Source organism: Streptomyces sp. NPDC001828 (assembly GCF_042892175.1).
Taxonomy (GTDB): domain Bacteria; phylum Actinomycetota; class Actinomycetes; order Streptomycetales; family Streptomycetaceae; genus Streptomyces.
In genome coordinates this window covers 481,158-495,363 of sequence record NZ_JBIATV010000002.1, presented here as the reverse complement: position 1 = coordinate 495,363, position 14,206 = coordinate 481,158, and the positions used below count along the sequence as shown (strand labels likewise).

General features: G+C 72.8%; 14 protein-coding genes. 7 read left to right on the top strand and 7 right to left on the bottom strand.

Annotated elements, in window-relative coordinates; all coding sequences use genetic code 11:
* Positions 1 to 6 precede the first annotated feature (6 nt).
* Both ACFYZA_RS09085 and ACFYZA_RS09080 read left to right on the top strand, forming a co-directional pair.
* Complete coding sequence (locus tag ACFYZA_RS09085; protein ID WP_382597742.1) at positions 7 to 813, top strand: hypothetical protein; 807 nt, start codon at positions 7 to 9, stop codon at positions 811 to 813.
* Positions 810 to 2,360 (top strand): sensor histidine kinase, encoded by a 1,551-nt coding sequence (locus ACFYZA_RS09080; protein WP_388488676.1) that lies wholly within the window; start codon positions 810 to 812, stop codon positions 2,358 to 2,360. The genes ACFYZA_RS09085 and ACFYZA_RS09080 overlap by 4 nt, the downstream gene beginning before the upstream one ends.
* 32 nt (positions 2,361 to 2,392) lie before the next feature.
* Here ACFYZA_RS09080 and ACFYZA_RS09075 read toward each other — a convergent pair whose 3' ends face one another.
* Positions 2,393 to 2,983 (bottom strand): NADPH-dependent FMN reductase, encoded by a 591-nt coding sequence (locus ACFYZA_RS09075; RefSeq protein ID WP_388488673.1) that lies wholly within the window; start codon positions 2,981 to 2,983, stop codon positions 2,393 to 2,395.
* A 70-nt stretch (positions 2,984 to 3,053) separates the two neighbouring features.
* Between ACFYZA_RS09075 and ACFYZA_RS09070 the strand changes: the two genes are divergently transcribed.
* The 3 genes from ACFYZA_RS09070 to ACFYZA_RS09060 all read left to right on the top strand — a co-directional run bounded on the left by ACFYZA_RS09070 (position 3,054) and on the right by ACFYZA_RS09060 (position 5,361).
* Entirely contained in the window at positions 3,054 to 3,842 is a 789-nt protein-coding gene (locus ACFYZA_RS09070; RefSeq protein ID WP_382597736.1) for an aminotransferase class IV, read from the top strand.
* A 115-nt stretch (positions 3,843 to 3,957) separates the two neighbouring features.
* Positions 3,958 to 4,647: a hypothetical protein gene (locus tag ACFYZA_RS09065; RefSeq protein WP_388488671.1), complete on the top strand. Its 690-nt coding sequence runs from the start codon at positions 3,958 to 3,960 to the stop codon at positions 4,645 to 4,647.
* A 45-nt stretch (positions 4,648 to 4,692) separates the two neighbouring features.
* Positions 4,693 to 5,361 (top strand): class F sortase, encoded by a 669-nt coding sequence (locus ACFYZA_RS09060; protein WP_388489407.1) that lies wholly within the window; start codon positions 4,693 to 4,695, stop codon positions 5,359 to 5,361.
* 156 nt (positions 5,362 to 5,517) lie between these two features.
* Here ACFYZA_RS09060 and ACFYZA_RS09055 read toward each other — a convergent pair whose 3' ends face one another.
* The 6 genes from ACFYZA_RS09055 to ACFYZA_RS09030 form a co-directional block, all read right to left on the bottom strand.
* Positions 5,518 to 6,297 (bottom strand): TSUP family transporter, encoded by a 780-nt coding sequence (locus tag ACFYZA_RS09055; RefSeq protein WP_382597732.1) that lies wholly within the window; start codon positions 6,295 to 6,297, stop codon positions 5,518 to 5,520.
* A gap of 37 nt (positions 6,298 to 6,334) precedes the next feature.
* Entirely contained in the window at positions 6,335 to 6,529 is a 195-nt protein-coding gene (locus ACFYZA_RS09050) for a hypothetical protein (RefSeq protein WP_382597730.1), read from the bottom strand.
* Positions 6,530 to 6,678: 149 nt separating this feature from the next.
* On the bottom strand, positions 6,679 to 8,193 hold the full coding sequence (locus ACFYZA_RS09045) for a ferric reductase-like transmembrane domain-containing protein (protein ID WP_388488669.1): 1,515 nt from the start codon (positions 8,191 to 8,193) through the stop codon (positions 6,679 to 6,681).
* A 168-nt stretch (positions 8,194 to 8,361) separates the two neighbouring features.
* Positions 8,362 to 9,015: a response regulator gene (locus ACFYZA_RS09040; protein WP_382597726.1), complete on the bottom strand. Its 654-nt coding sequence runs from the start codon at positions 9,013 to 9,015 to the stop codon at positions 8,362 to 8,364.
* A gap of 99 nt (positions 9,016 to 9,114) precedes the next feature.
* Positions 9,115 to 10,413 carry a sensor histidine kinase gene (locus ACFYZA_RS09035; RefSeq protein WP_388488667.1) on the bottom strand — a complete coding sequence of 433 codons (1,299 nt, stop codon included), beginning with the start codon at positions 10,411 to 10,413 and terminating at the stop codon, positions 9,115 to 9,117.
* A gap of 25 nt (positions 10,414 to 10,438) precedes the next feature.
* Entirely contained in the window at positions 10,439 to 11,077 is a 639-nt protein-coding gene (locus ACFYZA_RS09030; protein ID WP_388488666.1) for a hypothetical protein, read from the bottom strand.
* 292 nt (positions 11,078 to 11,369) lie between these two features.
* On the opposite strand from ACFYZA_RS09030, the gene nirB reads away from it, so the two are divergent.
* Complete coding sequence (gene nirB, locus ACFYZA_RS09025; RefSeq protein WP_388488663.1) at positions 11,370 to 13,871, top strand: nitrite reductase large subunit NirB; 2,502 nt, start codon at positions 11,370 to 11,372, stop codon at positions 13,869 to 13,871.
* Positions 13,868 to 14,206 (top strand): nitrite reductase small subunit NirD, encoded by a 339-nt coding sequence (gene nirD / locus ACFYZA_RS09020; RefSeq protein WP_388488660.1) that lies wholly within the window; start codon positions 13,868 to 13,870, stop codon positions 14,204 to 14,206. The genes nirB and nirD overlap by 4 nt, the downstream gene beginning before the upstream one ends.

The following is a 14,206-nucleotide window of genomic DNA, read 5'->3' as shown; positions in this document are numbered from 1 at the left end:
TCCACCATGATCCAGACCTTCCGGACGGTCCGCGCCGTCGCCATCGCGGCCATCGTCGCCGTCGGCATCGCCGCGGTGGTGCTCGTCCTTTCCGGGTGCGGTTCGCGCTCGGGCCTGGTGGAGGGCGGCCGGGCCTCGCCGGTCGCGCTCCAGCCCGGACCGCAGGAGCTGTGGCCCGCCTGGTACGAGAGCGAGTCGAGGCGCGAGGGCGTCATGGCCTCCGGCCGGGGGGACGCGCCGGCGCCGCTCGACCGTGCGCCGAAGGTGCCGAAGGAGGGGCTGCGCGGCATGGACCCGACGGCGGTCCTGAAAGCTGATCCGCGCGGCAAGTCGCTCCTCCGGCTCCCCCTGATCGAGCGTCCGGGGCGGCCGGGCATCCGGCCGCCGGTCTTCCACGATCTGACCGGAAACGCCGGGAGCTCGCCCGAGCTGATCATCGCGGCGGACCTGGAGAACCGCCGCACCGCCGTCATCGTCTACTCGCTCCGCGACGGCAAGGTCGTGCCGATCCTGTACACGGTGGGCACCCGGCTCGCGGTGGAGGCCGTCGGCACCGACCTCGTGACGCGCGGCGCCGCCGACGACGGCGCCGAACAGGTCGTCCGCTACCGCTGGGACGGGGTCCGGCTGTCCCCGGTGCGTGACGACAAGACGTACAAGGACATCACGCCGGGAAAGCCGGGAAAGCAAGGAAAGCCGGGAACGCAGGGAACGCAGAAAGAGCAGGAAAAGCAGGGCGATCCGGGAGCCCCGGGGGCGCCCGGCTCCCGCCCGACACCCGGGCCCGCCAGCACGGCCGGGGGTCTCCCGTGACCGCCGCCCAGAGCCGCCGCCCGACCGCCCGGCCCGGCAGCCCTACCACCCGGCGCCCCCGCCCGACAGCCCTGCCGCACCGCCTGGCTGCCTTGTGCGGCCGGGCCCGCGGGGTGACCCGGGGGCTGAGCCTGCGGGTCAAGATCGCCGTGCTGCTCGCGGCGGGCTGCGCCCTGGTGGCCGTCGCCATCGGGCTGCTCATCCACCAGTCCCGGGCCGCCCAGGTCGCCTCGACGGCCCGCGAGTCCGCGACCGCCCAGCTCGTGCGCGTACGGCAGCTGTACGAGCTGACCGGGCAGGTGGACCACGCCGACACGGACGCCGCGCTCGACCACCCCGCGCTCCCCGAGCCGCTGCGGAAGTCCGCCCTGGACGGCAGGCGCAGCACCTATCTGAACCTCGACGGCCCGCATCCGGCCGTGTGGGCCGCCCGGCCCGTCGGCGACCGGGTCCTCTCGGTGCGCAAGCCCCTGGACACGGCGGTGGACCAACTCGACGAACTGGACAGCCAGTTGGTGGCCTGGGGCGCGGTCGTGGTCGGGCTCGCGGCGCTCGGCGGGGCCGGGCTCGCCAGCAGGCTGAGCCGCCAGCTGCGCACCGCCGCCGCCACCGCGCGCCGGATCAGCCTCGGCGACCTCGACGCCAGGATCGGCCGGACACCGGCAGGCCGCCAGGACGAGGTGGCCGAACTGGCCTGCGCCGTCGACACGATGGCGGCCTCGCTGCAGAGCCGCCTGGAGGCCGAGCAGCGCTTCACCGCGGACGTGGCGCACGAGCTGCGCACCCCGCTGACCGGCCTGCACACGGCCGCCGAACTGCTGCCGCCGAGCCGCCCGACCGAACTCGTACGGGACCGGGTCGCGGCCCTGCGCACCTTGACCGAGGACCTCCTGGAGGTCGCCCGGCTCGACGCGAACGCCGAGGAGCCCCATCTGGAGGTGCTCCCGCTGGACCGCACCCTGGAGAGGATCCTCCAACGGTGCGGACTGGCGGTGGAGTTGGACCGGTCCAACGGCCGCGCTCCGGATCCCGACGGCACGGACCTCAGGGCCCCCGCAGGCCCCCCGGGCTCCGTGGACCCCACGGACCCCACGGACCCCACGAACTCCACGGGCCTCTCCGCCCCTTCGAACCTGCCCGACCTCCCCGACCTCCCCGACCTCCCCGATCTACCCGACCTCCCTGGTCTGCCCGACCCCTCCGACACCTCCGACACCCCCGACACCCTCGTACGCACCGACGCCCGGCGCCTTGAGCGGATCCTCGCCAACCTCATCGCCAACGCCCGACGGCATGGCGCCGAGCCCGTCGAGGTGACCGTGGACGGCACCTCGATCGGCGTCCGCGACCACGGGCCCGGCTTCCCCGAACACCTCCTGGAGAACGGCCCCCGGCGTTTCGTGACCGGAGCGAAGGAACGCGGCAAGGGCACGGGGCTCGGCCTGACCATCGCCCTGGGCCAGGCTCAGGTCATCGGCGCGCGGGTGACGCTGAGCAACGCGGAGGGCGGCGGCGCGCTGGCGGTGGTGAGCCTGCCCGGCGCGTGAGGTGTGCGGCCGCCCCGGCCGGGTCAACCCCCTTACGGGCGCACCTTCTTGGCGTCCCGCAGGGCCTGCGCCCACCAGGCCACCTGGTCGAGCATCTTCTTGACGGCCGCGTCCGCCTGCGAGGGCTCGCGGTGCTCGCCGTCCTCGTCGAAGAGCCCGTGCACATGGGGGAAGCTGACCGTGTCCCGCACGGTGACGGCGTGCAGCTCGGCGAAGACCTGACGCAGCTGCTCGACGGCCCGCAGGCCCCCGGAGATCCCGCCGTACGAGACGAAGCCGACGGGCTTGGCCTGCCACTGCGCGAAGTGCCAGTCGATCAGGTTCTTCAGCGAGGCCGGGAAGGAGTGGTTGTACTCGGGGGTGATCACGACGAAGGCGTCCGCCTGTTCCAACTTGGGCGTGATGAAGGCCAGTTGGGCCGCGACGGCCGGCGAGGGGTCGCGGGAGAGGGCGGTCGTCAGTTCGGTCTCGGCGAGATCGAGCACCTCGATGTCGAGGCCGTGGTGTTCACGGGCCCGGGCGAGGAACCAGTCGGCGACGACCGGAGCGAACCGGCCCTCGCGGTTGGAACCGATGACGACGGTGAGCTTCAGAGCGGCTTGTTCGGCCGTGGTGATGTCCATGCCGAGAAGGATTCAACCTCAAGCAGACTTGAGGTCAAGCCCGTCCGGACGGCGAACTATCTTGAGGCCCATGACACTTCCGTACGTCGAGATCGACGGCCGCCCCGCCGATGCCGAGAACCTGCTCGTCCCCGCGCTGACCGGCGGATACGGACACTTCACCGCCATGCAGGTGCGCGACGGACGCGTCCGCGGTCTCGCCCACCATCTGACCCGCCTCGACCGGGCCACCCGCGAGCTGTTCGGGCCCGGCATGGACGGGGAGCGGGTCCGGTCGCTGACAGCGCGCGCCCTCGCCGCCTGCGGCCGGTCCGACGTGTCGGTGCGGGTCTATGTGTACGGGCCGGCCGAGGCACCCACCCCGATGGTCGTCGTGCGCGACCCCGTCGACATGCCGTCCACCGCGCAGTCCCTGCTCTCCGTGCCGTACGAGCGCCCGGTCGCCCACATCAAGCACCTCGGCGGCTTCGCGCAGGCCCATTACGGCCGGCTCGCCGAGCGCCAGGGCTTCACCGAGGCCCTGCTGACCGGGCCCGGCGGCGCCGTCGCGGAGGGCGCGATCACCAACATCGCGTTCTGGGACGGCACTTCGGTGGTGTGGCCGGACCGTCCCGCGCTGCTCGGCGTCACCAAGACCATCCTGGACGCGCGGCTCGCCTCGTACGGCCTGAAGTCGGTGCACCGCGAGGTGACCCTGGCCGGCCTCGACGCCTACAGCGCGGCGTTCGTCACGAACTCGCGCGGGATCGCCCCGGTCGGCCGGATCGACGAGCGTGCGTTCGCGGTCGACGCGGAACTGATGAAAATGGTGTGGCGGGCGTTCGAGGAGACCCCCTGGGACGTGATCGACCCGGGGTGAGGCGTCACCCGTACGGCCCGCCCGCCGTCACTCGTTCGTCCCCCGCCGACGGGCGCCGCGGCCGGTGGCCCTCTTAGGTCGAAGGCAGAAGCTCTGCCGCGTCCCCGGAGGATCCATGCGTACAGCCCGACTCCTGACCAGTGCCCTGCTGGCGTCCGCCGCCGCGCTGGGTCCGGCGGCGTCGCTCGCGTACGCCAACAACGATCCGGGCGGACCGGGGTCCCTCGAACTGTGGCCGGCCAGCGCGTCGCCGGGCGCCACGGTGACCGCGAACACCACGGCCTGCGGACCCTCGGCGCGCGCCACGGGCGATGCGAACACGGTGGGCGCGGGCGACTTCCAGCTGACGGCCTCCACTCACAAGGAAGTGCTCGCCGGCCAGTTCCAGGTCGCATCCCACACCAAGCCGGGCAGCTTCCGCATCAAGGTGAGCTGCGAGAACGGCAAGACCGTCGAGGCGCAGCTCACGGTCGCGGCGGGCGGCGGCGACCGGGACCGGTGGGGCAAGGACGGCCAGGGCAACAAGGACCCGTGGGCCAAGGACAAGCCGTGGGGCAAGGACAAGCCGTGGGACGGCGGCGGCCAGTGGACCAAGGACAAGTCCTGGGACGCCGACGACCAGTGGGGCCGTGACAAGTCGTGGGAGGGCAACGACCCGCACGGCCATGTGAAGACCGGCGTCGGCGGCAGCCTCGGCCCCGACACCACCTTGATCGCGGCGGGCGCGGCGGTACTGACCGCGGCCGCCGTGGGCGGCACCTGGCTGCTGCGTCGCCGGGCGAGCGGCACGCAGGGCCGGGGCTGACCGCCCTTGTCAGCCCCGACCGAACGGCGCAACGCGGCCTGGCTGATGGTGGTCGCCGCGTTCGTCGGACTCTGGCTGGTGGAGCGGGGCTTCGACTCCGTGGAACCCCCGCGGCCGTCGGCGGCCGAGGCCTTCGCGGCGGGCCCCGCCTCGCACCGCGGCGGGCCACCGGCCCACTCCCCGACCGGCCCCACCGCGCGGGGCCCGGTCGAACTCCCGCCTCCCGCAGGCCTGTTGGCCTCCGAACCCGTACGCGTCAGGATTCCCTCGATCCGCGTGGACGCGCCCGTGACGCGGCTGGGGCTGGGCCCCGACCACAGCCTGGAGGTGCCGCCGCCGGGGAACACGAACGTGGCCGGCTGGTACAAGGACGGCACTCCCCCGGGCGTCCGGGGCACCGCCGTGATGGCCGGCCACGTCGACGACGCGCGCGGCCCCGCTGTCTTCTACTCGCTGGGTGCCCTGAAGAAGGGAGCCCAGGTCGAGGTGACCCGCAAGGACGGCGTGACCGCGGTCTTCGCCGTCGACGCGGTCGAGGTGTACGAGAACAACGCGTTCCCGGACGCCAAGGTGTACGGCCCCGCCACGCGCCCGGAGCTACGCCTGATCACCTGCGGCGGAGGCTTCTCCCCACAGACCGGCTACCAGGCCAACGTGGTCGCCTTCGCCCACCTGACAGGCGTAACCCAGCCCCCCACACCCACCCGCCTCTAACCCACGCGAGAGCGAGGCGCGCGCAAAGGGGCGCGAGGAACGGCGCGACCAGCCACACACGACCCGCAGCCGAAAGCCGGTCAGGTTAAAGGGGCGCGGGGAACGGCGCGACAGGCAGCGGCCCGCACCCACATCCCCACCCCCGAAGCGGAGCGCCTACGCGTTCCACTGGTCGAACGCGAGCTTCGCCACCAGCGAGAAGACCACCACCAGCAGCACCCCCCGCACGAACTCACTGCCCTTGCGCAGGGCCATGCGCGCCCCGAGCATGCCGCCCGCGAGGTTGAACACCGCCATGATCGCGGCCAGTTGCCACATGACGTTGCCCTGGTAGGCGAACATCGCCAGCGCGCCCGCGTTGGTGCAGACGTTCACGATCTTGGCCGTGGCACTCGCGGTCACCAGATCGAGGTGGAGCACCGCCGTGAGCGCGAGGACCAGGAACGTACCGGTGCCGGGCCCGAACAGCCCGTCGTAGAGGCCGATGCCCCCGCCGACGAGCACGATCGCCGTGACGGTACGGGCCCGGGTGACCGGCTGCCCGCCGGCCCCCGTACCGAACGCGGGCCTGAACATGACGAACCCGGCGACGCCGAGCAGCACCACCAGGATCACCGGGCGCAGCACCGCGCTGCTGATGCCGGCCGCGAAGAACGCCCCGGTCATGGACCCCGCGAGCGCCGCGAGCCCGATCCGTACCGCCGTCCTCACCCGCACCGGCGCCCTGCGCACATAGGTCACGGCGGCACCGGACGTACCCACGATGGCGACGGCCTTGTTGGTGCCGAGGACGTGGGCGGCGGGAACGTGCGGCAGGCCGATGAGGAGCGCGGGCAGCATCAGCAGTCCGCCACCGCCGACCACCGCGTCGATCCACCCGGCCGCCCCCGCGGCCAGGCACAGCACGATGAGCACGGTCAGCGATATGTCGGGCATGATCGCGACTTTAAGGAGCGGCGGCCCGGGGCGTCCATTACTTTCCGGATGCTTGAGCGAGATCTGAGCCGACGGCGGTCGCGGCCCGGTCGGGCGCGGGCGGCGCGGCGGGGGTGACGGCGGCGGCCAGGAAAGTCGCCGCGAGGGCACTGGCGGCGGTGAGCCCCGCGGCGAGCCGGCGCCGGGCGCGGTCGAGGGGGACGGGGGTGGCGCACTTGCGGTGACGGGCCATGGCTGGGCGGTTCCTCGGGGCTCGGGTCCGGAGGCGGAGACGGAGACGGAGACGGAGACAGGGTTGGAGACGGGGGCGGAGCGAGGGCAGGGACACGGGGCGCGGGGCGCGGGCGGGGACAGGGCGGGGCGAGGACCACCGGGCGGGCGTCAGAAGCTGAACTGCTCGGTGTGGATGTGCTGTTCGGGCACCCCCGCCTTGATGAGCGAGGCGGTCGCCACGGCCGCCATCGGGCCGGGCCCGCACAGATAGACGTCGTGCTCGGCCAGATCGGGCACGAGGTTGCGCAGGGCCTGCGGCGCGAGCGGGTCGAAGGACGCGTCGGAGGGGCCGAGCAGATAGTGCAGCGCCGCCCCGCGCGCCACGGCGATGGCCTCCAGTTCGTCGCGCAGCACCAACTGGGCGGCGTTGCTGGCCCGGTAGAGCAGGGTGAGGTCACCGGGCGCGGCGGGCAGCGTCTCGAACAGCACCCGCATGGGCGTGATGCCGACCCCGCCCGCGAGGAGCAGCACCTTGCGGCGGGTGCGGCGGTGCGCGGTCATCGCGCCGAAGGGACCGGTGGCCAGGACCCGCGTGCCCGGCCGCAGCCGGCGCATCCGCCGGCTGTGCACCCCGAGCGCCTTGACGGTGATCCGTACCGTGTCGTCCCTGACCGGCGCCGACAGCGAGAACGGCAGCGAGGTGTGCCACAGCCTTCGCCGCACGAACCGCCAGCGCAGGAACTGCCCGGGTTCCGCGCGCAGCGCGTCGAGCCCGGTGCCGCGCATCACGACGGAGACGACATCGGGGCTCTCGTCACGCACCTCGACGACGCGCAGACCGTGCCGCAGGGCCTGCCGCACGGGGACGACCCCCCGGTACCAGACGATCAGCACGGCGACCGTGGCGTGCAGCATCGCCCAGGCCCACACGGTGAGCGGGCTCCCGGCCACATCGGGGCCGACGAGTTGATGGGCGAAGGCGAGCGCCGCCCCGAGGTAGGTGAGGAAGTGCAGGGCGCGCCAGGTCTCCTGGGAGATCCGCGCCCGCGCGGCCCGCACCGAACTGACCCCGGCGGCGCCGAGCGCCAGCGTGCCGAACGCTGCCGCCAGAACACCTCCGTAGCCGAGCAGTTCACCGGTCGCCCGCAGCAGATCGGTGCCGGTGTACGCGGCGTACCCGCACAGCGCGAGCACCACGTGCGCCCCGACGAGGCTCAGGACATAGCGGCCGCCGAGCGAGTGCCAGCGGGCGAGCCGGTCGGCGCCGACGCCGTGCTCGACGGCCGGGACCCGGGCCATGAGCAGCAGCATCACCAGGATCCCGTATCCGGCGAGCAGCCCGGACAGATGGGCCGCGCCGGCGAACAGGGCGTCCAGGCGCGCGGACGGTTCGGCCTGGCTGCCCCAGAGCAGGCTCACCGCCCCGGCCCCCGCGACCATCCCGCGCCGCATGACCCGTGGCGGGATCCGAAGCGCTTGCACCGGGGCGGGTCCGGGCGCTTCGGTCCGCTCCTCGAAGACCTCGCGGGTCGGCCCGCTGTGGTCCGGACTCGGCCGCAACGGGTCCCACTGCGGTACCTGTTGGCTCGGGTCGGCCGGCTGGGTCTGCTGGGACTGGTGCGCGAGATAGGCGGACAGTGCTGGGTACGCGGCAAGCTGCGGGTCGGTGGCCTCGATCGTCACGCCCGGCAGCCTAGGTCGGCCGGGCCGCCGAAATACCCTGGTCAGAGCCGGATCCAGGATCCTTAAGGCCCCCTTGAGGATGGGCTGACCACCGATTAAGCCGAGCCCCTTCCCCACCCTCTCCCGGCCCGCCTCCGCCCCTTCCTCCGAACCCGCCCCCGGCCCGGGTCAGCCCCCGGCCCGGTCCAGATAGCGCAGCACCGCGAGCACCCGGCGGTGCCCCGACTCGGAGGGCGGCAGGTCCAGCTTGCTGAAGATGTTGGCGATGTGTTTCTCCACCGCCCGCTCCGACACCCCGAACCCCTCGGCGATGGCGTGGTTGGTACGGCCCTCCGCCATCAGCCCGAGCACCTCCCGCTCGCGCGGGGTGAGCGCGTCGAGCGCGGCGGCCCGTCGGCTCGCCCCGAACAACTGGGCCACCACCTCCGGGTCCAGTGCGGTACCGCCCGCCGCCACCCGCTCCAGGGCGTTCACGAACTCGCCGATGTCCACGACGCGTTCCTTCAGCAGATAGCCGACCCCCGCCCCGCCGTCCCCGACCAGCTGCTCCGCGTACTTGGTCTCCACGTACTGCGAGAAGATCAACACCCCGGTGCCCGGCGCCGTCCGACGGATCTGCACGGCCGCCCTCAGCCCCTCGTCCGTCTGCGTCGGCGGCAGCCGGATGTCCACCACCGCCGCGTCCGGCCGGTGCTCGGCGACCGCGGCGAGCAGCGCCTCGGCGTCCTGGACCGCGGCCGCCACCTCCACGCCCCGCATCTCCAGAAGCTGCACGAGCCCGTCGCGCAGGATCGAGGAGTCCTCGGCGATGACGACCCGCATGGATAACCCGCCCCGTTCCCGGTGTTCGCTCTGTTCTCACTCTTCGCGCCACACATCTGCCGGGTGCCCGCGCCGCCCGTCGGCCGGCGTTCGCACCCCTCATCGCAAGGGCAGCAGCACACTCACCACCGTAGGTCCTCCGGGCGGGCTGTCGCAGTTCAGCGAGCCGTCCACGGTACGCACCCGGGCCCGCAGCCCGGCGAGGCCGCTGCCCGCGCCGACCACCGCTCCCCCGCGCCCGTCGTCCTCGACGGTGAGCAGCAGGATCTTCGCGTCGCCGTGCACCGTGACCCACACCTGCGAAGCCCCGCTGTGCTTGGCCGCGTTGGCCAGCAGCTCCGCCGTGCAGAAGTAGGCGATGGACTCGATCGCCGGACTCGGCCTGTGCTCCATCCCGCAGAACACCCGCACCGGCAGCGCGCTGTCCGCCGCGAGGGTGGCGAGCGCGGTGTCGAGGCCCTGGTCGAGCACCGGCGGATGGATGCCCTTGACCAGATGCCGCAGGTCGGCGACGGCCTGCTTGGCGTTTCCCTGCGCCGTCTCGACGACCTTGAGGATCTGGTCCCGTTCGGCTCCTCCCTTCACCAGCTCGCGGATCATCGTGAGGTGCATGCCCAGGCCGACCAGCCGGGCCTGGGTCCCGTCGTGGAGGTCGCGTTCTATCCGGCGCAGGGTGGCCGCCGCGTCGTCGACGGCCTGGGCCCGGGTCTCCTCCAGGGTGCGGATGCGCTGGTCCGCCCGGTCCGGACCGAGCAGCCCGGCCAGCAGCAGCCGGTGCGGGGCAAGAGCGTGGCGGAGCAGCCACGGTGCCGCGTACAGGAGCAGCAGGCCGACGGCGAAGGGCAGCAGCCACCGCGGCCAGCTGTCGAACTCCACTCCCCCCACCTCCAGTCCCACATGCCGTACGGAACCGTCGGGCTCCGTGATGGTGAAGTAGTTCCAGCGCTTGAGCAGGGGATGCAGGGTCAGCAGCACCCCGTTCACCCAGCCGATGTAGACGGCGCCGAGCGGCAGCACGGCGGTCAGCGGGGCCGCCAGGGCGCAGCCCACCGCCCGCCAGCCGGAACGCCCGCCGAGCACCGACCGCCGCCAGTCGAACACCCCACTCGTCTCCGGCTGCGTCGGCGAGTCGATGTCGAGCCCCAACAGGCTTTTGGCCAGGGCCCGTTGGAGGTCGCCGAGCGCGAGCGCCGCCCGGACCCCGGCGGCGATGAGCCAGAGCCCCAGGGCCGTCCAGGACAGCACCGCTCCGATCAGCAGGACCACGACGACCAGGACCAGGCCGGTCAGGGCGAGCGGCAGCGCGATGATCGAGTAGAGCGCGGCGCGGGCGACCGGGCCACGCCGGCCCCGACGGTAGGGGAACTCCAGGGAGCCCGGAAGGCGCAGGCGGTGCATGAACGACAACCCTAGGGCGAGCCGGTCAGAGCTGGTGGATCACGGGTATGGACAGGAGCGCGCAGAGCGCGGCCACGGCCAGCGCGATCCAGGTGGCCTTGAGCAGACCGGCCCGGTCGCCACCGAGGAAGCCCTTGACCAGGCGGGCCTGGAGCAGCGTGAACCCCTTCATCACCCAGGGCGTGATGAGCAGGAAGGACACACCTCCGCCTATGCCGTGCACCGCCCATGCCCCGGCCATGGTGGGGCCGCCCCATGCCTGGCTCGGGTCGCTGTCGGGCCGCAGTGGGTAGGCCAGGTTGATGACGACGACCGTCCAGAAGTAGGCCGACACCGTAAGGGCCACCAGGTTCAGCGGCAGGCTGATCACGGCATGCGCCAGGGCGAGCGGGCCGGTGCGCCGGGGGTCCTTCACCTCCACGCCGAGCAGTCGCCGGGCGAGCCCGCGCTGTATCCGGCCGGCCGGACCGCCGACCAGGGCTATGGGGACGCACAGGATGCCGACGGGCAGAGCGAGCAGGAGATAGGCGAGACGCAGCCAGGTCGCGGCCCTGAACGGCTCTCTGAGGATCCCCTTCCATCCGACCCGGCCGGCAGCGGCCTGGTTTGCCGTAGGGCGGGGCGGTGCCTGGTCGGGGGCGGGGTGTCGCTGCGCGAGGTCCATGCGTCAAGGCTCCCGCCCGGGGCCCGCCGTTTCGATCGTGCCAGCACGGATCTTCATGGTTCGGTTTACCCCACCCCAGGGCCCACGCCCGGCCCCGCCGCCCCGGCCCCGCCGCCCCGGCCCCGCCGCCCCGGCCCTGCCGTCCGGCTCCGAGCCCCGACCCCAGCCCCCCACCCCGCTCCCACCCCCGGAGCACGCCTCACACCCCGCACCCCGCCGTGCTGAGCGCAAGGTTCCCCCGTGGAAATCGGCGGGATGCGGACGGGTAACAGCCGCCGCGCACGCTGGGCGCATGAGTACGGACATCGTGGTCGTGGGCCACGGCATGGTCGGCCAGCGCTTCCTGGAGGCACTCGCCGAGCGCGGTGCGACCGGCCGCGCACGGGTGGTCGTGCTGTGCGAGGAGCCCCGCCCCGCCTACGACCGGGTGCACCTCACCTCGTACTTCGAGGGCAGGACACCCGATGAGCTCACCCTCGTACCGGACGACTTCATGCGTCAGCACGGGATCGAGCTGTACGTCGACGACCCCGCCGAGTCGATCGACCGGGCCGCGCGGACCGTCACCGCCCGCTCCGGGCGCACCTTCGCGTACGACACGCTCGTCCTGGCCACCGGCTCGTCCCCCTTCGTGCCGCCGGTGCCCGGCAGGGACCTGCCCGGTTGCTTCGTCTACCGGACGATCGAGGACCTGCTCGCCATCGAAACGTACGCCAGGACCGCCACGACGGGCGCGGTGGTGGGCGGCGGGCTGCTCGGCCTGGAGGCGGCCGGTGCGCTGAGCGGGCTCGGACTCGCCACGCACATCGTGGAGTTCGCGCCCAGGCTGATGCCGGTGCAGGTCGACGAGGGCGGCGGCGCGGCGCTCCTTCGCACCATCGAGAACATGGGGCTCACCGTGCACACGGGAGTCGGCACCCAGGAGATCACCGCCGACGACCGGGGTCGCGTCAGTGGAATGACACTTTCTGACAGCTCTCATCTGTCAACCGACCTGGTGGTCTTCTCCGCCGGAGTCCGCCCCCGCGACCAGCTCGCCCGCGACTGCGGCCTCGCGGTCGGCGAGCGCGGCGGCATCGTCGTCGACGAGCAGTGCCGCACCGACGACCCCGCGGTGTTCGCGATCGGCGAGTGCGCGCTGGCCGCGGACGGCCGGGTGTACGGCCTGGTGGCGCCCGGCTACGACATGGCCCAGACGGCGGCCGACGCGATCGTCAACGCCACCGGACGCACCTTCGCCGGGGCCGACCTGTCGACGAAGCTGAAGCTGCTCGGCGTCGACGTGGCCTCCTTCGGCGACGCGCACGGCACGGCCGACGGCTGCCTCGACGTCGTCTACTCCGACTCCCGCTCCGGGGTCTACAAGAAGCTGGTCGTGTCCGGCGAGGGCGTCCTCCTCGGCGGCGTCCTGGTCGGCGACGCGGACGCGTACGGCATGCTGCGACCACTCATCGGGCACGTGCCGCCGGTCGCCCCCGAGCGGCTGGTCCTGCCGGCCGGGCTCGGCGCGCCGGCCGCGATCGGCCCGGAGTCGCTGCCGGACGACGCCGTCATCTGCTCCTGCCACAATGTCACCAAGGGCACGATCACCGCCTGCTCCTCTCTGTCCGAGGTCGGGAAGTGCACCAAAGCCGGTACGGGGTGCGGGAGTTGCTTCAAAACCATTGGAGCGCTGCTGCCGAAGTCCGGCGACGGCGGCCTGTGCGGCTGCTTCGCCCAGACCCGCCAGGAGCTGTACGAGATCGCACTCGCGCTGCGCATCGCCACGTTCACCGGACTCCTCGACGGGCACGGCCGGCCATGGGCGCGCGGAGGCGAGGGCTGCGAGATCTGCAAGCCGGCCGTCGCCTCGATCCTGGCGGGCCTGGGTCACGGGCACATCCTGGACGGCGAGCAGGCCGCCCTCCAGGACACCAACGACCACTTCCTCGCCAACCTGCAGCGCAACGGCTCCTATTCGATCGTGCCGCGCATCCCCGGTGGCGAGATCACCCCGGACAAGCTCATCGTGATCGGCGAGGTGGCCCGGGACTTCGGGCTCTACACCAAGATCACCGGCGGTCAGCGCATCGACCTCTTCGGCGCCCGCGTCGATCAACTGCCCTCCATCTGGGCCAAGTTGGTGGCGGCCGGATTCGAGTCCGGGCACGCGTACGGGAAGTCGCTGCGCACGGTCAAGTCCTGTGTGGGGCAGACCTGGTGCCGCTACGGGGTGCAGGACTCGGTGCGGATGGCGATCGACCTGGAGCTGCGCTACCGCGGCCTGCGCTCGCCGCACAAGCTGAAGTCGGCGGTCTCGGGCTGCGCCCGCGAGTGCGCCGAGGCCCAGTCGAAGGACTTCGGCGTGATCGCCACGGCCAACGGCTGGAACCTGTACGTCGGCGGCAACGGCGGAGCGACCCCGCGCCACGCCGACCTGCTGGCGCAGGACCTGACGGATCATCAACTCGTGCGCCTGATCGACCGGTTCCTGATGTTCTACATCCGTACCGCTGACCGCCTGGAGCGCACTTCGGTCTGGCTGGAGCGGATCGAGGGCGGACTCGCCCATGTCAGGGACGTGGTGGTGAACGACTCGCTCGGCATCTGCGCCGAGCTGGAGGCCCTGATGGACACACACGTGGCGGGCTACCGCGACGAGTGGGCCGAGACCCTCGACGACCCCGAGCGGCTCGCCCGCTTCGTGTCCTTCGTGAACGCGCCCGGCGCCCCCGACCCCTCGGTCCGCTTCGTCCCCGAGCGCGACCAGATCAAGCCCGAACTCCCCCTCCTCACCCTGGGAGCCACCCGATGACGATGGTCCAACTCAAGCTGGACGAAGGCTGGTTCGCAGTCTGCGAGGCCGCCCGCCTCACGCCCGGACGCGGCGTCGCCGCCCTCCTCCCGGACGGCCGCCAGGCCGCCGTCTTCTGCGACCGGCGCGGGCGCACGTACGCGATCGACAACCGCGACCCGTTCACCGGCGCCTACGTCCTGTCGCGCGGACTGCTCGGCTCCACACCCGAGGGCCGCCCCTACGTCGCGTCCCCGCTCCTCAAGCACCGCTTCGACCTGGAGACCGGCGCCTGCCTCGACGACGAGGCGCGGACCGTCCGGACTTACTTGACCGGGCGTTCCAGTCGGTTCTAG